The organism is Halopseudomonas sp., from assembly GCF_036961105.1.
Classification (GTDB): domain Bacteria; phylum Pseudomonadota; class Gammaproteobacteria; order Pseudomonadales; family Pseudomonadaceae; genus Halopseudomonas.
Genome location: NZ_JBALWW010000023.1, coordinates 15,753 through 38,691 on the forward strand (window position 1 = coordinate 15,753; position 22,939 = coordinate 38,691).

Consider the following 22,939-nt stretch of genomic DNA (forward strand, 5'->3'; position numbering starts at 1 on the left):
AACCACAGAAAGGAGAGCACCATGCAAGCAACTCAACCCAACAGCGGTACCGCCAAGGCTACCACTGACAGCAATATCAAGCGATACCGCGTAGCCGACGACTTCCGCGACTACTCAGTGATGTTCGAGGTCGACCACAACATCCTGACCCCCGAACTCGGCCTGCAGATAAATCAGTTCTGGACCAACCACGAATCCCGCGCAGACGAAGAGGACGACGACCACGTCCGGGCCGTGATTCGGATGGCCGGCGAACTGGTGATTGGCCTGATGCTGGAAAGCGGCTGGGACGTCGACTTCGCAATCAGCCAACTTGACCAGGGCAAGAACTGGTCCGAGAAATTCCGCGACGAGGAAGGCTGGGGCGCAGAAGACGGTAGCCCATACGGCCGCTGCGGGATCCGCGTAATTGCCGCCACTGTAGAGCGCCCGGGCTTCGACTCGCTTTCGCTCGAGGAGCTGCAGGAGGTGCCCAATGCATAAACTCGACCTGAACGAATTCAGCGCCGGCGAACTGCGGCTGATGTACGCCAATGCACAGGAGCAGCTCGAAGCGGTTAAGGGGCTGCTGGCCGAAGAGCCCAAGCCCGTCAATCTGATGATCGGTGGCCGCGCCACCGGCAAAACCACCAAGATGCTGCATGGGCTTCTGCGCGAAAACCTGGCGCACCAGGTGCGGCTGGACGAGATCCGCAAGGCGCTGGGCTGCAGCACCCCAAAGCAAAAAACCACCATCCCACCGCGTACCACACCACCCTTTCCCTTTCCCAAGTACAACGGCCTGACTGTGATGCTCAACGACATTCTGCCGCCGATGACCATGATGGTCGGGCAGGATGTTTACACCATGCTGCATGATGGTTCACAGCAGGAGACTCCCAATGCTTAAGCGCACCTTCAAGCATTTTCACTTCTGCTGCGGCCTGGGCGGCGGCGCCAAGGGCTTCAATGCTTCCAAGCCTATCGTTGGCAATGTTCAGGCTGAATGGCAATGCGTCGGCGGGGTCGACGTCGACCCGGCTGGCCTGCGCGACTTCAAGCGCCTGTCTGGTGTCGAGGGCACGCTGCTGGACCTGTTCAGCCGCGACCAGTACATCCGGTTTCATGGCAAGGAACCGCCGGCTGGCTGGAAGGAAGCATCAGCGGCTGACATCCAGCGAGCTGCCAGCAATCAGGATCCAGACGCCGTATTCATCAGCAGCCCCTGCAAGGGCGCCAGCGGCTTGCTGTCAGAAACCCTGAGCCTTACCCCTAAGTACCAGGCGCTCAACGAGCTGACGCTGCGCTGTGTGTGGCTGATGTGCGAAGCGTGGAAGCACAACCCGGTCAGCCTGATTGTGTTCGAGAACGTGCCCCGCCTGGCCACTCGCGGCCGGCACCTGCTGGATCAGATCGGCCAGGTACTTGCCCATTACGGTTACGCCGTGGCCGAGACTACCCACGACTGCGGTGTGATCGGTGGCCTGGCCCAATCCCGCAAACGCTTTCTGCTGGTGGCCCGTCATATCGAGAAGGTGCCGCCGTTCCTGTATGAGCCGGAAAAGAAGAACCTACGCTCAGTGGGTGACGTGCTGGGCCGCATGCCATTGGCAGGCGACATCGAAGCGGCCGGCCCTATGCACCGCGTCCCAGCGTTGCAGTGGAAAACATGGGTGCGTCTTGCCCTGGTCGAAGCAGGCAAGGACTGGCGCAGCCTGAACAACCTGGCCGTCGAAGATGGCTACCTGAGAGACCTGATCATTGTTCCGGAGTATCGCAGCGGTTATCTAGGCGTGCATGGTTGGAACGAAAGCGCCGGGACTGTCGCCGGACGCAGCTCCCCCACCAATGGCGCTTTCTCCGTTGCGGATCCGCGAGCCCGACCAGGTGCGCCGGAATATCAGCAATACGGCGTCCGTCGCTGGACCGACACTAGCGGTGCAGTTATCGGCGTTAAAAGCCCTGGGCAGGGCACGTTCAGTGTCGCGGATCCACGCGACCCGGGTATCGGGCACGGCAAATACAACGTGGTGAACTGGGACGGCGCGTCTCGGACTGTCATCTCTGGCAGCACCACCGGCCAGGGCGCTTTTGCAGTTCAGGATCCGCGCCATACCGGCAAGGCCAAGCACTCTAACGAGCTGCGCATCGCGCCTTTCGAGAGCCATGCCCAGACGGTCACCAGCGCGCACGGCACCGGCCAATGCGTTGCAGATCCTCGCTACCATAACTGGCACCCGGGCGCGTCAAGCAGAAAGCTGGGTGTAACCCGCTGGGACCAGACCGCAGGCACCGTCACCGGATCGCAACAGGTGGCCAGCGGCGCGTTGTCGATCGCTGACCCGCGCGTGCTCAATCGCGGCAAGGGTGATGCCTACCTGACGGGTGGCCATTACGGCGTGGTGAACTGGGACGGCCAGGCCGGCGCAGTCTCGGCCAGCGCCCGCCAGGACAACGGCCGGTGGTCTGTTGCCGATCCTCGCATGCCTGAACCATCCGAGCGGCTGACCTGCGTGATCGAATCTCTCGACGGTACATGGCACCGCCCATTCACCACCCTGGAGCTGGCCGCGCTGCAATCCCTGGTGGATCCAGAAGAGCAGCTGATACTGGATGGCCTGTCTGACCAGGCTTGGCGCGAACGCATCGGCAACGCGGTACCACCGGCCGCTGCTCAGGCCATTGCTGATGTGATGGGTACCACCCTACTGCTGGCCGAAGCCGGCGAAACCTTCATGCTCAATGCCATGCCGATCTGGGTACAGCAGATCGCGGTAGGCCTGAGCGTGTCGCAACAGGAGGTTGCACTGTGATCACTCAATTCGGCTTGACCGTATTCAGCCTGCTGGCCATCTGGCTCACCCAGGACACGCGCCTGCAGCGCCGCCGCTGGGCCAGCATCTTCGGCCTGGCTAGCCAGCCGTTCTGGTTCTACGCAGCCATCAGCACACAGCAATGGGGCGTCTTCATCCTGTCGCTGCTGTACACCGCCGTGTGGGCCAAGGGCTTTTACACACACTGGATTGCAATACCGGAGGTGAGCTGATGCCTGACCATATCTCATTCCAACCCGGCAACCCCGACTCCAAGCCCGTCAAGCAGCAGCTGCTCGAAGCTGAGGCCCGTTCGTGGATCCGCCGCGGCTACCGCACCCCCGAGCGCGTCGAACAGCTGAAAACGCTACTGAGAGACAAAAAGCGGCCAGAAACCAACATCAACACGCTGGTAGAAGAAATGCGCCGGCAGTGGCTGCGGCGCGCGGAGTGGCTGAGGTAAGAACCATAGCCCTTTGATTCTCGGCCCTTGAGTGGGCCGTTTTTTTGCCAGACAGGTATTCTGGCTGCGATAAATCAGCGTGGGGACGCTAAATGGCAGACGGTGTAGAGGTACGCGGCAACCGCGTGCGCGTGTACTTTCGGTACCAGGGAGAGTTGTGCCGCGAGTCAATCAGCGGCGAAGCAACGCCGGCCAACATTGCCAACGCTCAGCGCCTGGTGGGCACCATCAACTATGAAATTCAGCAAGGCAGCTTCGACTATGCCCGGCACTTTCCCAACTCGCCCAAGGTAAAAACCAGCACCCTTGGCCATTACCTGACTCTGCTGCTCGACATCAAGCGCAACGAGATGTCCGCATCAGGGTACCGGGGCCATGCTTCCAAGGTGAAAAACCACATCCGGCCGCAGTGGGGCGACAGGCAGGCAGAGAGCATCGAGCACATCGAGGTCACCGCCTGGGTACAGCAGATCCTGATGCCCAAGCTGCACAACAAGACGATCCGCGACATCCTCAACATCATGCACCAGACCTACACGCTTTACCGCTCGCGCAACCGGTCTGCGCACGACCCGACCACAGGCATCACGATAAAGCTGCCCGATACCGAAGAGGTGGATCCGTTCACCCGGGAAGAGATCGAGAAGATCCTCACCCCGGACCCGGATCTGCACCAGGAGATCAACCTCGCCCAGTTCATGCTGTGGAGCGGCCCCCGCGTATCTGAGGCCATATCGCTGGCATGGGAAGACGTGATCGATCTGGAAGCCGGCATCATCCGCTTTCGGCGCGGTCAGGTGCGTGGGCATTACAAGGTGACCAAAACGCGCAGATCCAACCGCGAGCTCAAGCTGCTAAAACCAGCCCACGACGCCCTGCTCGCTCAGTGGAAACTGACCGGGCACCTGCCGCCGGTAGAAGTGGCCGTGACCGACAGGGACAACCGCACCGTGCGCAAGCACCGGCTACGCTTTGTGTTCCACAAGACGACCACGCGCGCAGCCTGGACCAGCTCAGACGTGCTGCTAAAGAATTGGTGGGTAGGTCACCTGGAGAAGCACGGCGTGCGGTACCGCAGCCCGAAAAACTGTCGGCACACCTTCGCAAGCCAGATCCTCAGCACCGGGGCAGCGCCGGTGGAATGGATCGCCGAGTACATGGGCCACACCACCACCGCGATGATCCACCGCCACTACGGCACCTGGATCCCAAAGCGCGCCCACGACCAGCTCGACAAAATCGCACAAGCCCTGAATTACTGAGCCCCAGCAACGACAAAAGCCGCCCTAGAGGCGGCTTTTTCGTGCTCGTCATTCCCAAAGTGTTCCCAGCCTGTTCCCTTTTCAGGGTCTTCCGCTTTCGTGAACCAATGAAAACAACAACTTATATGGTGCGGACGGGGAGACTCGAACTCCCACACCTCGCGGCGCCAGAACCTAAATCTGGTGTGTCTACCAATTTCACCACGTCCGCATAACGCTGGAACAAAAATGCCAGACAGAAAGCCTGGCATTTTCGAAGAATAATGGGGTGGACGATGGGGATCGAACCCACGACAACAGGAGTCACAATCCTGTGCTCTACCAACTGAGCTACGCCCACCACTACTCACTTCACTGCAACACTCCACACCTTCGCGCAATGGCGCACCCGGCAGGACTCGAACCTGCGACCATCCGCTTAGAAGGCGGATGCTCTATCCAGCTGAGCTACGGGCGCCTGTTGCACATACTAGATGATGAAGCATCATCGGCATGTCCGACTGACCTTTTGTGACGATCATTCGGGGGAGCCTGGTCGCCTTCCAAACCGGTATCGCTGTGTTTGTGAAGCGGGGCGAATAATACTTAGCGCGCTGTCCCACGTCAACGCCGGAAGCGGTTTTTTTAATCAGAAGAGGAGCTTAACGCGCATCTGCTTTCTTGTCTGCTTATTGCGACACGGCTTCTATCGCATTTGGCTACCTGAATGGTGATCGCCCTTTTGCCTGCAGCCCCCGCCGTGCGACAATGCCGCCAATTTATTCTGCGTCAGGAACCCCATGAACGCCCAGCTCATTGATGGCAAGCAGATTGCTGCCAACCTCCGCAAGGAAATCGCCGCCAAAGTCGCCGACCGTAGAGAGCGCAACCTGCGCCTGCCTGGCCTGGCTGTGATTCTGGTCGGTAGCGATCCGGCCTCTCAGGTCTACGTTTCGCACAAGCGCAAGGATTGCGAAGAAGTCGGCTTTATCTCGCGCTCGCATGACCTGCCTGCCAGCACCCAGCAGGCCGAACTGCTGGAGCTGATCGACACCCTGAACGACGACCCGGAGATAGACGGCATTCTGGTACAGCTACCGCTGCCGGCTCACCTGGAGGCGTCCCAACTGCTGGAGCGCATCCGCCCGGACAAAGACGTCGACGGCTTCCACCCCTATAACATCGGCCGCCTGGCCCAGCGCATGCCGCTGCTGCGTCCCTGCACGCCGATGGGCATCATTCGTCTGCTCAACAGTACCGGTGTTGATCTCTACGGGCTGGACGCTACCGTGGTGGGGGCCTCCAATATCGTCGGCCGCCCCATGGCACTTGAGCTGTTGCTTGCTGGCTGCACCACCACCGTTACCCACCGCTTCACCAAGAGCCTGGAAGACCACGTGCGTCGCTCGGATCTGGTCGTGGTCGCCGCCGGCAAGCCGGGCTTGGTCAAGGGTGAATGGATCAAGCCCGGCGCTATCGTGGTGGATGTAGGCATCAACCGCATGGAAGACGGACGCTTGGTCGGTGATGTCGAGTTTGCAGCCGCGGCAGAGCGCGCCAGCTGGATTACGCCGGTACCCGGCGGTGTAGGCCCGATGACCCGCGCCTGCCTGCTGGAAAACACCCTGCACGCCTGCGCGCACCTGCACGACTAAGCACTACAGTGCCAACCTGAAACGCCCAGCCATCAAGCTGGGCGTTTTGCGTTAAAGGCTACCGATCTTGCCACCGTCAACCGGCAGGTTGATACCGGTGATGTAGGCCGCCGCCGGCGAGGCCAGAAAGCCAACCGCATTGGCGAACTCTTCCGGCTCGGCAAAGCGCTGCGCCGGAATGCTGGCTACCATGCTCTCGGTTACCTGCTCGATGCTTTTGCCGCTGGCCCGCGCGCCGTGCGCAATCAGGCTGTCCAGGCGGGGCGTGCGTGTGAGGCCGGGCAACACGTTGTTGACGGTAATGCCGTCTGCCGCCAGCTCGCCGGCCAGGGTCTTGGCCCAATTGCCCATGGCTGCACGCACGGTATTGGAGACACCCAGATTGGGGATCACCTGTTTGACCGAGGTCGACAGCACATTGAGAATGCGCCCGTAGCCCGCTGCGCGCATACCGGGGAGCAACAACTGCAACAGCACCTGAGCGCTGACCATATGCTGCATGAAGGCATCGGCAAAGTCCTGCGGATCGGCGGCGTGGGCCGGACCCGGCGCCGGGCCGCCGGTATTGTTGACCCATATGTGCAGGTCACCGCCCTGCTCCAGCTCATAACCCACCACTTCGGTGAGGGTAGCGCGATCCTGCGCATCCACAGCGAGAAATCCGTGCTCCTGGCCATGCTCTGCCGGCAAGCGCGAGCAAAGCGCCTGCAGCTTGTCTGCCGAGCGCGCCAACAGCACTACTTCGGCGCCCTGTAGCGCCAGTTGCAGCGCGCAAGCTTCACCCAACCCCTGACTGGCGCCACAAACCAGCGCCCGCTTGCCTGACAAATCCAGATTCATGACGAATTCCCTATCGATGGAGTAAGCGCCAAGACTAGCACGGCGGCGGGGCGTAGCCATATTTGCTCAGTGCTATTTGACGCAGTGAAGGGCTATTCGGGGCGCGCTTCACCGTGCAATAAGCGCTACGCACAAAAATAACCGGCGCAAGATCGCAATATTGCTCACTCAAGCGCAGCAACTCCATTGCCACCGGCCACCAGACTCTTGAACTTTCATCTTTTGGATGGAAGTCATCGTCTCGAAAATAGCTGGGAGCGCATGGGATGGCCGGGGTTCATCCCGGCCGCGGAACCTGACTAGGCACGAGAGGGGGTGATACCCACCGAGGGAATGGCGGCGTGGTTTCTGTGACGGCCGAGCACTGAGTTAACTTAGCGATGGGCGGCTGCGCCGCTGGACGAGATGGAACTCGTCCTTCCCAGGGAGGCAGCTGCTTGGATGCGTTCTTTCGCGCATGCGACCAGTTGGGCGCGGGTTTTCCTGGGATGGCCGGGTTCCATCCCGGCCGCGGAGCCTGACTTGGCGCGAGAGGGGGTGATACCCACCGAGGGAATGGCGGCGTGGTTTCTGTGACGGCCGAGCACTGAGTTAACTCAGCGATGGGCGGCTGCGCCGCTGGACTAGATGAAGCTCGTCCTTCCCAGTAGCAGTGCAGAACACTTATTGGAAAGCGTCGCCCGGCACCCGCACCCAACCCTCCATGAGGATGCGCGCGCTGCGGCTCATTATCGCCTTGGTCACCCCCCATTCGCCGCCGACCTGACGCGCTTCGGCGCCCACCCGCAACGAGCCGGATGGGTGGCCAAAAGTCACGGCTGTGCGCTCACCGCCGCCGGCTGCCAGATTGACCAGCGTACCGGGGATCGCCGCAGCGGTACCAATGGCCACCGCGCAGGTACCCATCATGGCGTGATGCAGCTTGCCCATCGATAATGCACGCACCAGCAGGTCGACATCAGCCGCGTTGATCTGCTTGCCGCTGGATGCCTTGTAGCTCTTGGCTACAGACACAAAGGCGACCTTGGGCGTGTGCTGACGCTTGAGCGCTTCTTCCGGCGTTGTGATCAGCCCCATGCGCAAGGCGCCAGCCACACGAATGGTTTCCAGACGCGCCAACGCCGCCGCATCGCTGTTGATATCCTCACGAAGCTCGGTGCCCTCATAGCCGATGTCTTCGGCGTTGACGAACACCGTGGGGATACCGGCGGTGATCATGGTCGCTTTGAAGGTGCCAATACCCGGCACCTCCAGATCATCGACCAGGTTGCCGGTGGGAAACATGGAGCCGCCCTCCTCGCCATCATCGGAGGGGTCGATAAATTCCAGCACGATTTCGGCGGCCGGAAAGGTGACGCCATCCAGTTCAAAGTCGCCGGTCTCCTGCACCTGGCCGTTGGTGATGGGCACGTGAGCGATAATGGTTTTCTGGATATTGGCCTGCCAGATGCGCACTACGCATACACCATTTTCCGGAATACGCGACTGCTCGACCAGCCCGGCATGGATGGCGAAAGCGCCGGCACCGGTGGAAAGGTTGCCGCAATTGCCGCTCCAGTCGACAAAGGCGCTGTCGATCGAGACCTGGCCGTATAGATAGTCGACATCGTGATCCGGCTGGCTGCTGGCCGACAGGATCACGCATTTGCTGGTGCTTGAGGTGGCGCCGCCCATGCCGTCGGTGTGAGCGCTGTAGGGGTCGGGGCTGCCGATGATGCGCATGAAGAGCTTGTCGCGTGCTTCGCCCGGGACCTGGCAGGAGTCGGGCAGGTCTTGCAGGCGGAAGAAGACGCCCTTGCTGGTGCCGCCGCGCATGTAGGTGGCGGGGATGCGGATCTGGGGGGCGGTGGACATTTGCTTACTCCTGAAACAGGTGGATATCACTTCGAATGCTAGACCAGACGCCACCGAGCGCATGCTGCAGGGCATCTCGCAGGTGGCTGATTATTCATTTCGCCTTTATGGCGAGTTGGGGGAAATGCTTGTCCATTTCCCCCAACACCCCCTAGGACACCCCAACTACGCGGCCCTGCGGGTTCGCTGCGTTGCTCGATCCATCGGGGGCACCTGGAAACTCGCTTCGCTCAAACAGTCCAGGCACCTTAATCCCGATGGCTCTGCGCTACTCGCCCGCGTAGACGGGGACTTGGGGTCCGTGCATAACGTTTGAGCGCTTTGCTCGTTTACCTAGAATCAAACCTGGAATTTAAAAAAGCCCCGGCTTTGCCGGGGCTTTTGTTTACACTGCTTCGGCCATCAGGTCCTTGGCGAATTTTTGCAGGATGCCGCCGCTGGAATAGACCGAGAGTTCTTCGGCGGTATCCAGGCGGCAGAGTACCGGTACGCGGTCGACCTTGCCGTTGTGGTGGTGGATGACCAGGGTCAGCGGGGTGCGCGGTGCCGGGGTGCCTTCGACGTCGAAGATCTCGGTGCCGGTCAGACCCAGGGTCTTGCGCGTGGTACCTTCCTCGAACTGCAGAGGCATAACGCCCATGCCGATCAGGTTGGTGCGGTGAATGCGCTCGAAGCCTTCGGCAACGATCACTTCAACCCCTGCCAACGCCACGCCCTTGGCCGCCCAATCACGGGATGAACCCTGACCGTAATCGGCGCCAGCGATGATGATCAGCGGTTGCTTGCGCTCCATGTAGGTTTCAATGGCTTCCCACATGCGCATCACCTGGCCTTCCGGCTCGACCCGCGCCAGCGAACCCTGCACCGGCTTGCCCAGCTCATCGGTGACCATCTCGTTCCACAGCTTGGGATTGGCCAGGGTGGCGCGCTGCGCGGTGAGGTGATCGCCGCGGTGGGTGGCGTAGGAATTGAAGTCCTCCTCCGGCAGGCCCATCTTGTGCAGGTATTCACCCGCAGCGCTGTCCAGCAGAATGGCGTTGGAGGGCGACAGGTGATCGGTGGTGATGTTGTCCGGCAGGATCGCCAGCGGGCGCATGTTCTTCATGGCGCGCTGCCCGGCCATGTTGCCTTCCCAGTACGGCGGGCGGCGGATGTAGGTGCTCTGCGGGCGCCAATCATACAGCGGCGGCGTCTTGGCCTCGGCATCACGGGTGATATCGAACATGGGAATGTAGACCTCGCGGAACTGCGAGGGCTTGACCGCTAATTTGACGATGGCGTCGATCTCTTCATCCGCCGGCCAGATGTCTTTCAGGGTAATGGGGTTGCCCTGCTGGTCGTGCCCCAGTACGTCCTTTTCGATATCGAAGCGGATGGTGCCGGCAATCGCATAAGCCACCACCAGCGGCGGCGAAGCCAGGAAGGCCTGCTTAGCGTAGGGATGAATGCGACCATCGAAGTTGCGGTTACCCGAGAGCACCGCTGTGGCGTACAGATCGCGCTCTATCACTTCCTTCTGGATTACCGGGTCCAACGCGCCGGACATGCCATTGCAGGTGGTGCAGGCAAAGGCCACCACGTCAAAACCAAGCTGCTGCAGCTCGGGCAGCAGGCCGGACTCTTCCAGATACATCTTCACCGTCTTGGAACCCGGCGCCAGCGAACTCTTCACCCAGGGCTTGCGAATCAGACCCAGGCGATTGGCGTTGCGCGCAAGCAAACCCGCACCAATGATATTGCGCGGGTTGGAGGTGTTGGTGCAGCTGGTGATGGCCGCGATGATCACCGCACCATCGGGCATCAGCCCTTCTTCGCTGTCCCACTGACGGGCGATGCCGCGATTGCCCAACTCGGAAACCGGCAGCAAGGCGTGCGGGTTGGACGGGCCAGCCATGTTGCGGGTAACGGTAGACAGATCAAAGCGCAGCACGCGCTCGTAATCGACCTCGGTCAGGGTGTCTGCCCACAGGCCTGCCTGTTTGGCGTACTGCTCGACCAGCGCGACCTGATCGTCTTCACGGCCAGTCAGCTTGAGATACTCGATGGTCTGCTCGTCGATAAAGAACATGCCCGCCGTGGCGCCGTATTCGGGCGTCATGTTGGCGATGGTCGCCCGATCGCCCAGCGACAGGCTGTTGGCGCCTTCGCCGTAGAATTCCAGGTAGGCTCCCACCACGCGCTCGCGGCGCAAAAACTCGGTCAGCGCCAGCACCAGATCGGTACCGGTGATACCGGGCTTGAGCTTGCCGCTCAGCTCCACGCCGACGATATCGGGCAAGCGCATCATCGACGGGTTACCGAGCATCACGTTCTCGGCTTCCAGCCCGCCCACGCCCACGGAGATCACGCCCAGCGCGTCGACCATGGGGGTGTGGCTGTCGGTGCCGACGCAGGTATCGGGAAAGGCCACGCCGTCACGCACCTGCACCACCGGCGACATCTTCTCCAGGTTGATCTGGTGCATGATGCCGTTGCCCGGCGGGATCACATCAACGTTATCGAACGCCGTCTTGGTCCAGTTGATGAAATGAAAGCGGTCTTCGTTGCGGCGATCTTCCACCGCGCGATTTTTCTCGAAGGCGCCCGGCTCGAAACCGGCGTGCTCCACGGCCAGCGAGTGGTCGACGATCAACTGGGTCGGCACCACCGGGTTGACCTTGCTCGGATCACCACCCTGCTCGGCGATGGTGTCGCGCAGACCGGCCAGATCGACCAAAGCGGTCTGGCCCAGAATGTCGTGACAGACCACGCGCGCCGGGTACCAGGGGAAGTCCAGCGTGCGCTGTCGCTCAATCAGCTGCTTGAGCGAAGCGGTCAGATCGTCCGGCGCGCAGCGGCGCACCAGCTGCTCGGCCAGCACGCGCGAGGTATAGGGCAGTTTGGCCCAGGCGCCCTGCTCGATGGCATCGACCGCTTCGCGCGTATCAAAGTAGTCCAGCGCCGTACCCGGCAGTGGCTTGCGGTATTGGCTGTTCATTACTTGCGATCCTTGAGCGGCACGAATGCCACATCTTCAGGGCCCACATAGTTGGCGCTGGGGCGAATGATCTTGCCGTCGATGCGCTGTTCGATCACATGGCTGGACCAGCCTGCGGTACGCGCGATGACAAACAGCGGCGTGAACATGGCCGTGGGAATGCCCATCATGTGGTAGCTCACGGCGCTGAACCAGTCGAGATTGGGGAACATCTTCTTGGCTTCCCACATCACGCTTTCCAGGCGCTCGGCAATGTCGTACATCTTGGTGTTGCTCTGCTCCGCCGAGAGCTCACGCGCCACATCCTTGATCACCTTGTTGCGCGGATCAGACACGGTGTAAACCGGGTGACCAAAGCCGATGACCACTTCCTTCTTCTCGACGCGGGCGCGGATGTCGGCCTCGGCCTCATCCGGGTTGTCGTAGCGTTTCTGAATCTCGAAGGCCACCTCGTTGGCGCCGCCGTGCTTGGGCCCGCGCAGCGCGCCGATGCCACCGGCGATGCACGAGTGCATATCCGACCCCGTGCCGGCAATCACCCGGCTGGTGAAGGTAGAGGCGTTGAATTCGTGCTCGGCGTAGAGAATCAGGCTGGTGTGCATGGCGCGCACCCAGGAGTCGCGCGGCTTTTCGCCGTGCAGCAGATGCAAAAAGTGACCACCGATGGAGTCATCGTCGGTTTCCACGTCGATGCGCTTGCCGTTGTGGCTGAAGTGGTACCAGTACAGCAGCATGGAACCAAAGGAAGCCATCAACTTGTCGGCAATGTCGCGCGCGCCGGGATGGTCGTGGTCGTCCTTCTCGGGCGACACGCAGCCCAGAACCGATACCCCGGTGCGCATCACGTCCATCGGGTGGGCCGATGGCGGCAGCTGCTCCAGTGACGCCTTGAGCGCTGCGGGCAGACCGCGCAGTGCACGCAACTTGGCCTTGTAGGAGGTCAGCTCTGCGACAGTCGGCAGCTTGCCGTGCACCAGCAGGTGAGCAATCTCTTCAAATTCGCAGGTATTGGCTATATCCAGAATATCGTAGCCGCGGTAGTGCAGGTCGTTGCCGCTGCGGCCCACAGTGCAGAGCGCGGTGTTGCCGGCAGCAGTGCCGCTCAGGGCAACGGATTTTTTCGGCTTGAATGCAGGTGTCGGGTTCTCGGGGGTGGCGCTCATTATCAGGTCTCCTCTCGGATCATTCTTGTCTTGTTGCGCAGACTCCATGGCCTACGCCTGCATAACAACGCCGCGAGAGCGGCGCTGCCAGATGAATTACTTCTTGCCGGCGGCGAAGAGCGCGTCCAGCTTCTGTTCGAAATCGTGGTAGCCAATACGGTCATAGAGTTCGGCGCGCGTCTGCATGCTGTCGACCACGGCTTTCTGATGACCTTCATTGCGGATGCTGGTGTAAACATTTTCCGCTGCCTTATTGGCCGCACGGAAGGCTGAGAGCGGATACAGCTGAATCGCCACGCCAACCGAGGCCAGTTCCTCGCGGGTGAACAGCGGGGTTGCACCAAATTCAGTGATGTTGGCCAGTACCGGCACGCTTAGCTCCTTGACGAAGCGTTCATAGGTCGGCAGGTCATAGGCCGCCTCGGCAAAGATGCCATCGGCACCAGCTTCGACATAAGCCTTGCAACGCTCGATGGCGGCATCCACACCTTCAGCCTGAATGGCGTCGGTACGTGCAATCAGAAAAAAGTCAGGGTCGGTCCGGGCATCCACCGCCGCCTTGATGCGATTGACCATCTCTTCGGTCGAGACAATCTCTTTGCCCGGGCGGTGGCCGCAACGCTTGGCGCCGACCTGATCTTCGATGTGCGCGGCAGCGGCGCCAGCCTTGATCAAGCTCTTGACCGTACGCTCGATATTGAAGGCGCTGGGGCCAAAGCCGGTGTCGATGTCCACCAGTAGCGGCAAGTCGCACACATCGGTAATGCGGCGCACATCAATCAGCACATCTTCCAGGGTGTTGATGCCCAGATCCGGCAAACCCAGCGAACCGGCAGCTACGCCACCGCCAGAGAGGTAGATCGCCTTGAAGCCGGCGCGCTTGGCCAGCAGCGCGTGGTTGGCATTGATCGCACCTATCACCTGCAACGGACTTTCGGCAGCGAGCGCTTCGCGGAAACGTTTACCCGGGGTATTGGACATCAGACTTTCCCTCCTGAGGAAGTGGTGGCCTCGCCCTGCTCCTGCAGGCGACGCTCGATATTGCGGCGTGAGGCACTGATATGGCGGCGCATCAGCATTTCCGCCAACTCGCCATCGCGATCGGCAATGGCTTGAATAAGATTGTGATGTTCGGCAAAGGCCTGTTGCGGCCGTTTTGGCGTGGTCGAGAAACGATAGCGATACATGCGCACCAGATGGTAGAGCTCATCACAGAGCATGTTGCTGAGCGTGCGATTCTTGCTGCCCTGCACGATCAGATAGTGAATATCCAGATCGCCTTCCTGCTGATAGTAGGATTTGTTGGCCTTCAGGCCGCTGTGCTGTTCATGCATGGCCAGCACGTCACGCAATCCCTGTATCTCTTCCTCGGTCATGTTCTGCGCGGCCAGGCGGCAGGCCATTCCTTCAAGCGCCTCGCGTACGTGGTACAGCTCGATCAGCTCTTCGTAGCTGAGCGAGACCACGCGCACGCCGGCATGCGGGATGCGCACCACCAGGCGGCGCCCCTCCAGCCGCCGAATTGCCTCGCGTAGCGGGCCACGGCCGATGCCGAAGGTAGTGGAAAGGTACTGCTCACTGATACGCGTGCCGGGGGCGATGTCGCCCTTGACGATAGCTGCCTGAATCTGGCGAAAGGCGCCGTCAGACAGGGTCTTGGTAGGTTCTTCCAGCTCGATATCGGACAATTGTAGACAATTCCTGATTGAGATTCGGAAAACGCCTGCATTTTGCTCGCCACCGCCGATCATTGTCAACAATGCAGGGTTAAATTCCTGAGCTATGCTACAGATTACCCCGAAGCGCCATGGCTCAAAGGCACCCACAGCAAACGGATTGTCGACAATCTACACAGACCACACTCGCACCCTTTGCTGAACAGAACCTGTACCGAGCCTCTACGAGCCAGCGCGAGGGCATGCTAAGATGCCGCCAGCGTGCCGCGCCTACTGCCAGCTTTTCAGGGCAACGCCGACTTAAAATAGACGTTGAGAAAACTATGCAATCAATAAATCTGCACCTGAAAATCCTGATCGCTGTTCTCGTAAGCCTGGGTGTGCTTATCACCGGATACCAAATCTATTTTCTGGACATCCCGGTCGCCGAAGATGAAACCGACGACATCTGGAGCCTCGACGCCAAGGTCGAGTTCAGAGCCGCACCCGGCACGCCGATCAAGGCGCAGTTTTACATCCCCCCGCTGAATCAGGAATACGTCAGCCTCAACGAAAGCTTCATTTCCAACAACTATGGCGTCAGCGTCAACAGCCAGAACGGCAACCGCCGGGTTACCTGGTCATCACGTCGCGCCAGCGGCACCCAGACACTGTATTACCGCCTGGTACTGACCCAGCGCTACAGCGAGGAGCAGGCAGCTGCAGCGCCACCACCACCCCGCCAGCCGATCCCGCTGGAAGGCCCTGAACAAATCGCCGCCGATGCCCTGATCAATCCTATCCGCCAGCACTCGGCAGACATCGAAACCTTCATCAGCGAAACCATTCGCCGCGTCAACGACATCACCGATGACAACGTCAAGCTGCTGCTCAACGGCGGCACCAGCGCAATGGACAAGGCGCGGGTGATTGACCTGCTGCTGTCCAATGCGCGTATTCCGCTGGAAATGGTCCATACCATTCGCCTGGAAAATACCGAAGCGCAAAGCCCCGAGCTTTGGCTGCGCAGCTACAACGGCGAGCGCTGGTTGTACTTCCACCCCGAGACCGGGCAACAGGGCATGCCGGATAATCGCCTGGTGTGGTGGACCGGTGTGGAACCGCTGCTGGCCGTCGAGGGCGGTCGCCAGACCAACGTAGCCGTCTCTGTGACCAACAGCGAAATGAACGCACTGCGCCTGGCCAAACTGACCACCGAGAACCGCGCCTCGGCGCTGCTCGACTATTCCCTGTACGGCCTGCCGCTGCAGGCACAGCGGGTCTATCAGGTGATGATCATGATCCCCATCGGGGTACTGGTCATTCTCATTTTGCGCAACCTGATCGGCATGCAGACACTGGGCACCTTTACCCCGGTACTGATCGCACTGGCGTTCCGCGAAACGGAGATTGGCTGGGGTATCGCCCTGTTTACCATTATTACCGCGCTGGGCCTGTCACTGCGCTCTTACCTGGAACACCTGAAGCTGCAGATGCTGCCGCGCCTGTCGGTGGTACTGACCTTCGTGGTACTGGTGATTGCCGCCATCAGCCTGTTCAGCCACAAGCTGGGCATGGAAAAGGCGCTCGCGGTCTCGCTGTTCCCGATGGTGATTCTGACCATGACCATTGAACGCCTCTCTATTACCTGGGAGGAGCGCGGCGGCATCCAGTCGCTGAAAACCGCTCTGGGCACGCTGATTGCTGCCACCCTGGCGCATCTGCTGATGACGATTCCGGAGCTGACCTACTTCGTCTTCACCTTCCCTGCCGTGCTGCTGATTCTGGTTGGCTTCATGCTTGCCATGGGTCGCTACCGTGGCTACCGCCTGACCGAACTGATGCGCTTCAAGGCGCTGGCCAAGGGCTGAGGAGTCGACATGTTTTTGTGGAAGACCTGGAAAGCACTGGCCGCCAATGGCGTCATGGGCATCAACCGCCGCAACGCGGACTACGTGCTCAAGTACAACAAGCGCCATTTGTACCCGGTGGTGGATGACAAGATCCTGACCAAGGAACGCGCCATGGCCGCCGGCATTCACGTGCCGGAGATGTACGGCATCATCGAGACCGAAAAGGACTTTGATACCTTCGACAGCATAGTCGCCAATCACCGCGACTTTGTGATCAAGCCGGCGCAGGGCGCCGGTGGTGACGGCATTATCGTGATCGCAGACCGCTTCGAGGGCATGTTCAAGACCGTTTCCGGCAAGATCATCAGCCGCGATGAGATCGGCCACCATATTTCCAGCATTCTGTCGGGGCTCTACTCACTCGGCGGCCACCGTGACCGCGTACTCATCGAGTACCGCGTCAGCCCCGACCAGATATTCAAAAGCATCAGCTACGAAGGCGTGCCGGATATCCGCATCATCTGCCTGATGGGCTACCCGGTAATGGCCATGCTGCGTCTGCCTACCCGTCAGTCCGGCGGCAAGGCCAACCTGCACCAGGGCGCCATCGGCGTGGGTGTAGACCTGGCTACCGGCCTGACGCTCAAGGGCACCTGGCTGAACAAGATCATCAACAAGCACCCGGACACCACCAACCCGGTGGATGGCGTGCAGTTGCCCGACTGGAACGGTTTCATGCATCTGGCCGCCTCCTGCTATGAGCTGTCGGGACTGGGTTATATCGGTGTGGATCTGGTGCTGGACCAGGACCAGGGCCCGCTGATTCTGGAACTCAACGCGCGTCCTGGCCTGAATATCCAGATCGCCAACGATGCGGGGCTGACCGCACGCTGCCACAAGGTGGAACATCACCTGGCCGCGCTGAAGAAAGCTGGCAAGACAGAAACCGCCGAAGAGCGCGTGGCCTTTTCGCAACTGCACTTCGCCTCCCCGCTTAGCCCACAACCCACCGAACCAGAGCCCAGTCCGGAATCGGTGTGAGCTCGGGTCCGCGCGCCCATGCCTGAATATCAGTTAACCGAAGTTGCCTATCATGCTGACCCGCTGCCACGGCTGTACAGCCTGCGCGGGCTTGGCCATGTGGTGCTGCTGGATTCGGCCGACAATCGCAGCCATCTTGGCCGCTACAGTATTCTTGCCGCTGCGCCGAGCGAGATCATCGTCAGCAGCGGCGATGCCGCAGCGGCCTTCGACCAGGTGCGCCATCAAGTGCAGCACCTCGGCCCGGCCACCTGGCCAGCGGGGCAGGCGCTACCCTTTGGCGCCGGCGCCCTGGGCTACCTCAGCTACGATCTGGCCCGCGAGCTGGAAAACCTGCCCAGCCTGGCTACCGACGACATCGGCCTGCCCAGCCTGCATCTCGGTCTCTATCTGTGGAGTCTGGTCAGCGATCATCTGCAGCAGCGCTGCTGGTTGGTGTGCCACCCCAGCCTGCAGGACGCCCAGCGCCAAGCAGTGCTGGACGCGCTGCACCAGACACCATTGCAGCAGCCGGACTTCAGCTTGCTGGCGCCCTTCCTCGCGGAGCAGAGCAAGGCCGAGTACGCCGTCGCCTTTGCGCGCATTCAGCACTATATTCAGGCCGGTGATTGCTACCAGATCAATCTGGCGCAGCGCTTTTCCACATCGTATCAAGGTGACCCGCTTGCAGCTTACCGGTTGCTGCGCAGCGCCAGCCCTACGCCCTTCTCTGCCTACATGGAGACGCCGCACGCCAGCCTGCTGAGCTTGTCGCCAGAGCGCTTTCTGCAGGTGCACAACGGTCAAGTGGAAACCCGTCCCATCAAGGGCACGCGCGCCCGTGGCAAAACACTGGATGAAGATCAGGCGCTGGCCACCGAGTTGCAGCACTGCCTGAAGGATCGCGCGGAAAACCTGATGATCGTCGATCTGCTGCGCAATGACCTGGGCCGCACTTGCGTGCCCGGCAGCATTCGCGTGCCCGAGTTGTTCAGCCTGGAGAGCTACCCCAACGTGCATCACCTGGTCAGCAGTGTAACCGGCACTCTGCGTACGGATTGCGATGCCCTGGAATTGCTGCGCACCGCCTTCCCCGGCGGCTCCATTACCGGCGCACCCAAGATACGCGCCATGGAGATCATCGAAGAACTCGAGCCGGTACGCCGCAGCCTATACTGCGGCGGCGTAGGTTATATCGGCTGTGAGGGCCAGATGGATTTCAATATCGCCATCCGCAGCCTGGTGTGCGCCAACCAGCAGATCTATTGCTGGGGCGGCGGCGGCATAGTGGCAGACTCCGATCTGGACGCTGAGTATCAGGAGACCCTGACCAAGATCGACAATCTGTTACGCGCGCTGCCGATCGCTCGAGCAGACAACCAGTAAGCAGTCCACTCTGACATTCCACCGCGTTGCCCGGGCAGCATAGCGGCGCTGCCCGGGCAATGCACTCAGGCTGACACGCCGGCGCCAAGCGCGGCGGCTTCATCATCATCCAGCTGTTGCGCATCGCTGGCCATGGTGGCTTCCATCTTCTGCCGATCCGCGACAAAGCTGCGCGAGGCGACTATCAGCGCCGCCATGGCCAACAGCAAGGCCACCGGAATCAACAGCATGGCATCATGCAGGCCCTGCGCCTTGAAGGCTTCACTCATCTCGGCTGCGCCTGCGGTCACGCGCGCCGCCTCGGCAAAGTGATCTGACAGCAGACCCACCACCAGCGGCCCCATGCCGCCGCCGAAGAGATAGAGACCGGCAAAGAACAGCGCTACCGCGGTCGCCCGCAAACGCGGCTCGATCACATCCTGAATCGCGGTGTAAACACTGGTGAAGTAGTTGTAGGAGAACAGCCAGCCAAAGGCGAAAACAGCCACAAATACCCCGATGGCAATTTCACCCGCCAGCAGCGCGTAGCCGGTCGCCAGCGCGGAAATCAGCATGCTGATGGCACCAAACCACAAACGACCAGTCGCCCAACGCTGATGCACCTTGTCGGCTACCCAACCGCCCAGCGTGAGCCCGAAGAGCCCGGTCACCCCGACGATTACACCGGTCGCCACGGCAGCCTGCTGCAACGGCATGTCGAAGTAGCGCTGCAGCATGGGCACCATGAAGGTGTTGCACGCGTAGGACGCAAAGTTGTAAGCCAGCCCCGCCATGGTCAGCCACCAGAAGGTGCGTACGGCAAAAATCTTGCGGATCGGATTGGCCACCGGCACCGTGCTGGTCCGCACAGTTTCCGCAGCACCGCGCGCCGGCTCCTTGATGAAAAAGATGAACACCGCCAGCACCAGCCCCGGTACCGCCGCGATATAGAACGGCGCGCGCCAGCTATCGAACGCCTCGACCATGGCCCCCACTGTAAAGAAAGCCAGCAAGAGGCCCAGCGGCAAACCGAGCATGAAGATGCCCATGGCTCGCGCCCGCTTATGCGCCGGGAACAGGTCACCCAGTAGCGAGTTGGCCGCTGGTGCATAGCTCGCTTCGCCAATGCCCACGCCCATGCGAATCAGCAGGAAGCTCCAGAAGTTCCAGGCCGCGCCAGTCATCGCGGTAAAGCCGCTCCAGGCCACCAGCCCCCAGCCCATGATCTTGCGCCGAGAGCCGATATCGGCCATGCGCCCCAACTGAATACCAGCCAGTGCGTACACCACGGTAAACACGGTCCCGCCCAGGCCCAGCTGAAAGTCGCTGAGATCCCACTCCAGGCGCAGTGGCTCGATAATGATGGCTGGAATGGTGCGATCGAAGAAATTGAACATATTCGCGAGAAAAAGCAGGAAAAGAACCCGCCAGGCATTCTTGGCTTGCTGGGACTGCTGCATGGAAGCCCACCTAGTTTGTTGTTGTGACAAAACGCAGTCGATTACCGAGGGCAGAGCCCAGAACGGCGCCTACCGCGCACCCAAAGCCTGGAAGGCAGTCTGGACTATTGCTGCCAACCTCGAAAGCATCTTCCAGCCGAGTGATCCATCGGCTATCAGGTTGATGAATAACAGCAACCGGACAAACCGCACGTTCCCCAGGCAGCCAGTTCTGACAGCCTTGATTGCGGGTACTGCCAACTCGGCTAGGCTTAACGAAAAGGTGCACGGCAGAGTATGGCCCGCCGACCAGGACATCACGTCTGAAAGGAACACAGCATGAACAGCCCAGCAATCACTCGTACCGGCATTCTCGCGGCCCTGGCCGTGAGCGCCCCCCTCAGCGCCGCACAGAACAACGCCGAGCTGGCCAAGTCTCTATCCAACCCGGTAGCAGCGCTGATCAGCGTGCCCTTTCAGTACAACTATGACGAAAACATCGGGCCCGATGACGACGGACACCGCTCCACCCTCAACATCCAGCCGGTGGTACCGATCTCCATCAGCGAAGACTGGAACATGATTTCACGCACCATACTGCCGGTAATCAGTCAGAGCGATGTCGCGCCCGGCGCCGGCAGCCAATCGGGCCTTGGCGACGTAGTGCAAAGTCTGTTCTTCTCACCCAAGGACCCTACCGCCAGCGGCTGGATATGGGGCGTCGGTCCGGCCTTCCTGTTACCCACCGGGTCAAAGGACGAGCTGACCGCAGACAAGTGGGGTGCGGGCCCCACGGGCGTGGTGCTGCGCCAGCAAGGCCCCTGGACCTACGGCGGCCTGTTCAATCACCTGGTAGACGTGGCAGGCGATGACGACCGCAGCGACATCAACAGCACTTTCCTGCAGCCCTTCGTGTCGTACACTACCCCTACAGCGGTAAGCTACACGCTCAACTCCGAAACCACCCTGGACTGGGAAAACGACGACAGCGCCGTGCCCATCAATGCCATCGTCAGCAAGGTCATACCCATCGCCGGCCATCCCTACAGTTTCGGCGGGGGTTTGCGTTACTGGGCCAAAAGCACCGACAACGGGCCGGAAGGCCTGGGTTTGAGACTCCAGGTGACAGCGCTGTTCCCCAAGTAGAGGGCGTCCGCGCCGTCATCTCCACAATGGACCAAAGCCTATGAACTTCAGAGCCCCGATGTTACTGGCAACAGCCCTTTGCCTCTGCGCCACCCAAGCTGCGGCCAGCCTGCGCTGCGACCATGGGCTGGTTTCGGAAGGCGACAACAAGCTCGAAGTGGAGATGAAGTGCGGTGAACCCGTCAATGCCTCCGTCACCCGGCCGGCCACTGACGAGTATGGTAATCCGGTGCAGGGTTCAGCCACGGTCGAACACTGGATGTACGGCCCGCAAAATGGCATGTACCGCTACCTGCGATTCATTGATGGCACCCTGGTCGAGATAGACAGCAAGCGGAACTGAGCGCGCGCTCGTACAGCTAGAAGTCATTGCTGCCGCCAAGTCGGCCTTTCCTGATAAACTGCCGCCGGACATCAGGGCCGAATTGAGTGGCACGCCTTTGCGCGCTGCTTGTCCCGCGCTTACCCATTTCAATAGCGTTGCGACCAACGCCCTTTGCCACCGGGTAGCGAAGGCATCGCAACTCCGGTCTGAACCGTATCCAGCAGGCATAAACAGGCAGTTGAAAATGCAGCAGAACCAAGCCTCTAACCCAGCCACCACGCGCCCAGAGCCCAATCGCCGGTTCTCCATTGCGCCAATGATGGATCGGAAGCACATAAAAAATTAGGTAATAAAAATCATAACAACTCAAAAACTCTGTAGCACTATTGAAGCACCACCACGCTAAAAGGCCCTGCCAAGCCTTGACGGTCACGCCCGTCTTTCGCTCATCATTGAGGCCCAACTGACAGCAACGAGCGCCCAAACCAATGCTGAAAAGAGCCTACAAATCCGGCATAGAGCTTCTCAACGCGCTGAAAAAACAGATGTGCTGGCTAGCTTTTGATGTAGTCCCTTGGCTGCGCCCACTCTACCCACTCATGCTTGGGCTGCTTTGCTCCGGTATCGCGATCAAACTGTTTCCCCATAGCAGCCTCGGAAACGTCCTAATTTCCCTTCAGATCACTGGCGCATTCCTGAGTGCTGGGGCGCTACTGCTCTCAGCACTCGACTCCCGAGTAGCATCACCACTTGTCATCCTCAATAACTGGCTGAAAACGTTCCCTCGCAACCCCTTGCAAAAACGGACCGTCAGTTTTGGCTCAATTCACGGGGAAGCCGCGGCACCTGACGGGGCGGGCTACGCAACAGCAGGGCTAAGCAAAGATGCCTCCCAAACAGAAATCAATGCATGGTTGATCAGTGAACTAGAAGGGCTAATCGCAGTAACAACCAGATCCCAGCTAGAAAACAAGCTGAAATTTCAGGCGCTAGAACAAAGGCTTGATCACCAACAGAACCGGTCAGAAGCTACTGAGAAACAACTGCAGGATGACATTAGAAAAGCCAGCACCACTAATTTCTATCAAATTATTGTAGGGCTGCTTTTGGTTTCCATCGGTTCAATCCTTTCCGCCCTGCTTCTTTGATCT

20 protein-coding genes and 3 tRNA genes are annotated in these 22,939 nt (G+C 60.4%); 13 read left to right on the forward strand and 10 right to left on the reverse strand.

The features are described 5' to 3' along the window. Positions 1-21 precede the first annotated feature (21 nt). The 6 genes from V7756_RS16555 to V7756_RS16580 all read left to right on the forward strand — a co-directional run bounded on the left by V7756_RS16555 (position 22) and on the right by V7756_RS16580 (position 4,517). A complete protein-coding gene (locus V7756_RS16555) occupies positions 22-483 on the forward strand; it encodes a DUF2528 family protein (protein WP_335611302.1) in 462 nt (153 codons plus the stop codon). After that, positions 476-889, forward strand: coding sequence for a hypothetical protein (locus tag V7756_RS16560; RefSeq protein WP_335611303.1), 414 nt, complete (start codon positions 476-478; stop codon positions 887-889). The genes V7756_RS16555 and V7756_RS16560 overlap by 8 nt, the downstream gene beginning before the upstream one ends. Next, positions 882-2,792 carry a DNA cytosine methyltransferase gene (locus V7756_RS16565; protein WP_335611304.1) on the forward strand — a complete coding sequence of 637 codons (1,911 nt, stop codon included), beginning with the start codon at positions 882-884 and terminating at the stop codon, positions 2,790-2,792. Before V7756_RS16560 ends, V7756_RS16565 begins: the two co-directional genes overlap by 8 nt. Continuing rightward, positions 2,789-3,025: a hypothetical protein gene (locus tag V7756_RS16570; RefSeq protein ID WP_335611305.1), complete on the forward strand. Its 237-nt coding sequence runs from the start codon at positions 2,789-2,791 to the stop codon at positions 3,023-3,025. Before V7756_RS16565 ends, V7756_RS16570 begins: the two co-directional genes overlap by 4 nt. Then, complete coding sequence (locus tag V7756_RS16575; protein WP_335611306.1) at positions 3,025-3,255, forward strand: hypothetical protein; 231 nt, start codon at positions 3,025-3,027, stop codon at positions 3,253-3,255. Before V7756_RS16570 ends, V7756_RS16575 begins: the two co-directional genes overlap by 1 nt. Before the next feature lie 92 nt (positions 3,256-3,347). Continuing rightward, positions 3,348-4,517, forward strand: coding sequence for an Arm DNA-binding domain-containing protein (locus V7756_RS16580; protein WP_335611307.1), 1,170 nt, complete (start codon positions 3,348-3,350; stop codon positions 4,515-4,517). A gap of 126 nt (positions 4,518-4,643) precedes the next feature. On the opposite strand, the gene V7756_RS16585 is transcribed toward V7756_RS16580, so the two are convergent. The 3 genes from V7756_RS16585 to V7756_RS16595 all read right to left on the reverse strand — a co-directional run bounded on the left by V7756_RS16585 (position 4,644) and on the right by V7756_RS16595 (position 4,974). Next, positions 4,644-4,728 (reverse strand) — tRNA-Leu (locus V7756_RS16585). A 53-nt stretch (positions 4,729-4,781) separates the two neighbouring features. Further along, a tRNA-His gene (locus tag V7756_RS16590) sits at positions 4,782-4,857 on the reverse strand. A gap of 40 nt (positions 4,858-4,897) precedes the next feature. Further along, positions 4,898-4,974, reverse strand: a tRNA-Arg gene (locus V7756_RS16595). A gap of 322 nt (positions 4,975-5,296) precedes the next feature. Between V7756_RS16595 and folD the strand changes: the two genes are divergently transcribed. After that, positions 5,297-6,151 (forward strand): bifunctional methylenetetrahydrofolate dehydrogenase/methenyltetrahydrofolate cyclohydrolase FolD, encoded by an 855-nt coding sequence (folD, locus tag V7756_RS16600; protein ID WP_335611308.1) that lies wholly within the window; start codon positions 5,297-5,299, stop codon positions 6,149-6,151. A 51-nt stretch (positions 6,152-6,202) separates the two neighbouring features. Here folD and V7756_RS16605 read toward each other — a convergent pair whose 3' ends face one another. The 6 genes from V7756_RS16605 to V7756_RS16630 form a co-directional block, all read right to left on the reverse strand. Then, the gene (locus V7756_RS16605; RefSeq protein WP_335611309.1) at positions 6,203-6,991 is read right to left on the reverse strand and encodes an SDR family oxidoreductase; all 789 of its coding nucleotides are present in this window, start codon (positions 6,989-6,991) and stop codon (positions 6,203-6,205) included. A gap of 663 nt (positions 6,992-7,654) precedes the next feature. Further along, positions 7,655-8,845: a 2-methylaconitate cis-trans isomerase PrpF gene (gene prpF, locus V7756_RS16610; protein WP_335611310.1), complete on the reverse strand. Its 1,191-nt coding sequence runs from the start codon at positions 8,843-8,845 to the stop codon at positions 7,655-7,657. A gap of 385 nt (positions 8,846-9,230) precedes the next feature. Further along, positions 9,231-11,822, reverse strand: coding sequence for a Fe/S-dependent 2-methylisocitrate dehydratase AcnD (gene acnD, locus V7756_RS16615; RefSeq protein ID WP_335611311.1), 2,592 nt, complete (start codon positions 11,820-11,822; stop codon positions 9,231-9,233). Further along, positions 11,822-12,985, reverse strand: a complete 1,164-nt coding sequence (gene prpC / locus V7756_RS16620; RefSeq protein WP_335611312.1) for a bifunctional 2-methylcitrate synthase/citrate synthase — start codon at positions 12,983-12,985, stop codon at positions 11,822-11,824. Before prpC ends, acnD begins: the two co-directional genes overlap by 1 nt. Before the next feature lie 96 nt (positions 12,986-13,081). After that, positions 13,082-13,966, reverse strand: coding sequence for a methylisocitrate lyase (gene prpB / locus V7756_RS16625; RefSeq protein WP_335611313.1), 885 nt, complete (start codon positions 13,964-13,966; stop codon positions 13,082-13,084). Further along, positions 13,966-14,673: a GntR family transcriptional regulator gene (locus tag V7756_RS16630; RefSeq protein WP_335611314.1), complete on the reverse strand. Its 708-nt coding sequence runs from the start codon at positions 14,671-14,673 to the stop codon at positions 13,966-13,968. The genes prpB and V7756_RS16630 overlap by 1 nt, the downstream gene beginning before the upstream one ends. Before the next feature lie 311 nt (positions 14,674-14,984). Between V7756_RS16630 and rloB the strand changes: the two genes are divergently transcribed. The 3 genes from rloB to pabB are packed head-to-tail and all read left to right on the forward strand — an operon-like array spanning position 14,985 to position 18,899. Beyond that, positions 14,985-16,511, forward strand: coding sequence for an osmotic stress tolerance membrane protein RloB (rloB, locus tag V7756_RS16635; protein WP_335611315.1), 1,527 nt, complete (start codon positions 14,985-14,987; stop codon positions 16,509-16,511). A 9-nt stretch (positions 16,512-16,520) separates the two neighbouring features. Further along, positions 16,521-17,534: an alpha-L-glutamate ligase-like protein gene (locus tag V7756_RS16640; protein ID WP_335611316.1), complete on the forward strand. Its 1,014-nt coding sequence runs from the start codon at positions 16,521-16,523 to the stop codon at positions 17,532-17,534. A gap of 18 nt (positions 17,535-17,552) precedes the next feature. Beyond that, positions 17,553-18,899, forward strand: a complete 1,347-nt coding sequence (pabB, locus tag V7756_RS16645; protein WP_335611317.1) for an aminodeoxychorismate synthase component I — start codon at positions 17,553-17,555, stop codon at positions 18,897-18,899. 65 nt (positions 18,900-18,964) lie between these two features. Here pabB and V7756_RS16650 read toward each other — a convergent pair whose 3' ends face one another. Continuing rightward, entirely contained in the window at positions 18,965-20,338 is a 1,374-nt protein-coding gene (locus tag V7756_RS16650) for a spinster family MFS transporter (RefSeq protein WP_335611318.1), read from the reverse strand. Positions 20,339-20,656: 318 nt separating this feature from the next. Here V7756_RS16650 and V7756_RS16655 point away from each other — a divergent pair, with 318 nt between their 5' ends. The 3 genes from V7756_RS16655 (at position 20,657) to V7756_RS16665 (ending at position 22,936) form a co-directional block, all read left to right on the forward strand. Then, positions 20,657-21,463: a transporter gene (locus V7756_RS16655; protein ID WP_335611319.1), complete on the forward strand. Its 807-nt coding sequence runs from the start codon at positions 20,657-20,659 to the stop codon at positions 21,461-21,463. 40 nt (positions 21,464-21,503) lie between these two features. Beyond that, positions 21,504-21,806: a DUF2845 domain-containing protein gene (locus V7756_RS16660; protein WP_335611320.1), complete on the forward strand. Its 303-nt coding sequence runs from the start codon at positions 21,504-21,506 to the stop codon at positions 21,804-21,806. 470 nt (positions 21,807-22,276) lie between these two features. Continuing rightward, positions 22,277-22,936: a hypothetical protein gene (locus V7756_RS16665; RefSeq protein WP_335611321.1), complete on the forward strand. Its 660-nt coding sequence runs from the start codon at positions 22,277-22,279 to the stop codon at positions 22,934-22,936. Positions 22,937-22,939: the final 3 nt, after the last annotated feature.

Bases quoted from the DNA above. Each gene is read 5' to 3' on its own strand.
- V7756_RS16655 (WP_335611319.1), top strand. From the start codon at position 20,657: ATGAACAGCCCAGCAATCACTCGTACCGGCATTCTCGCGGCCCTGGCC.
- acnD (WP_335611311.1), bottom strand. From the start codon at position 11,822: ATGAACAGCCAATACCGCAAGCCACTGCCGGGTACGGCGCTGGACTAC.
- V7756_RS16605 (WP_335611309.1), bottom strand. From the start codon at position 6,991: ATGAATCTGGATTTGTCAGGCAAGCGGGCGCTGGTTTGTGGCGCCAGT.
- V7756_RS16665 (WP_335611321.1), top strand. From the start codon at position 22,277: ATGCTGAAAAGAGCCTACAAATCCGGCATAGAGCTTCTCAACGCGCTG.
- V7756_RS16640 (WP_335611316.1), top strand. From the start codon at position 16,521: ATGTTTTTGTGGAAGACCTGGAAAGCACTGGCCGCCAATGGCGTCATG.
- prpB (WP_335611313.1), bottom strand. From the start codon at position 13,966: ATGTCCAATACCCCGGGTAAACGTTTCCGCGAAGCGCTCGCTGCCGAA.
- V7756_RS16565 (WP_335611304.1), top strand. From the start codon at position 882: ATGCTTAAGCGCACCTTCAAGCATTTTCACTTCTGCTGCGGCCTGGGC.
- V7756_RS16660 (WP_335611320.1), top strand. From the start codon at position 21,504: ATGAACTTCAGAGCCCCGATGTTACTGGCAACAGCCCTTTGCCTCTGC.
- V7756_RS16560 (WP_335611303.1), top strand. From the start codon at position 476: ATGCATAAACTCGACCTGAACGAATTCAGCGCCGGCGAACTGCGGCTG.
- pabB (WP_335611317.1), top strand. From the start codon at position 17,553: ATGCCTGAATATCAGTTAACCGAAGTTGCCTATCATGCTGACCCGCTG.
- prpF (WP_335611310.1), bottom strand. From the start codon at position 8,845: ATGTCCACCGCCCCCCAGATCCGCATCCCCGCCACCTACATGCGCGGC.
- prpC (WP_335611312.1), bottom strand. From the start codon at position 12,985: ATGAGCGCCACCCCCGAGAACCCGACACCTGCATTCAAGCCGAAAAAA.
- V7756_RS16575 (WP_335611306.1), top strand. From the start codon at position 3,025: ATGCCTGACCATATCTCATTCCAACCCGGCAACCCCGACTCCAAGCCC.
- V7756_RS16580 (WP_335611307.1), top strand. From the start codon at position 3,348: ATGGCAGACGGTGTAGAGGTACGCGGCAACCGCGTGCGCGTGTACTTT.
- rloB (WP_335611315.1), top strand. From the start codon at position 14,985: ATGCAATCAATAAATCTGCACCTGAAAATCCTGATCGCTGTTCTCGTA.
- folD (WP_335611308.1), top strand. From the start codon at position 5,297: ATGAACGCCCAGCTCATTGATGGCAAGCAGATTGCTGCCAACCTCCGC.
- V7756_RS16555 (WP_335611302.1), top strand. From the start codon at position 22: ATGCAAGCAACTCAACCCAACAGCGGTACCGCCAAGGCTACCACTGAC.
- V7756_RS16650 (WP_335611318.1), bottom strand. From the start codon at position 20,338: ATGCAGCAGTCCCAGCAAGCCAAGAATGCCTGGCGGGTTCTTTTCCTG.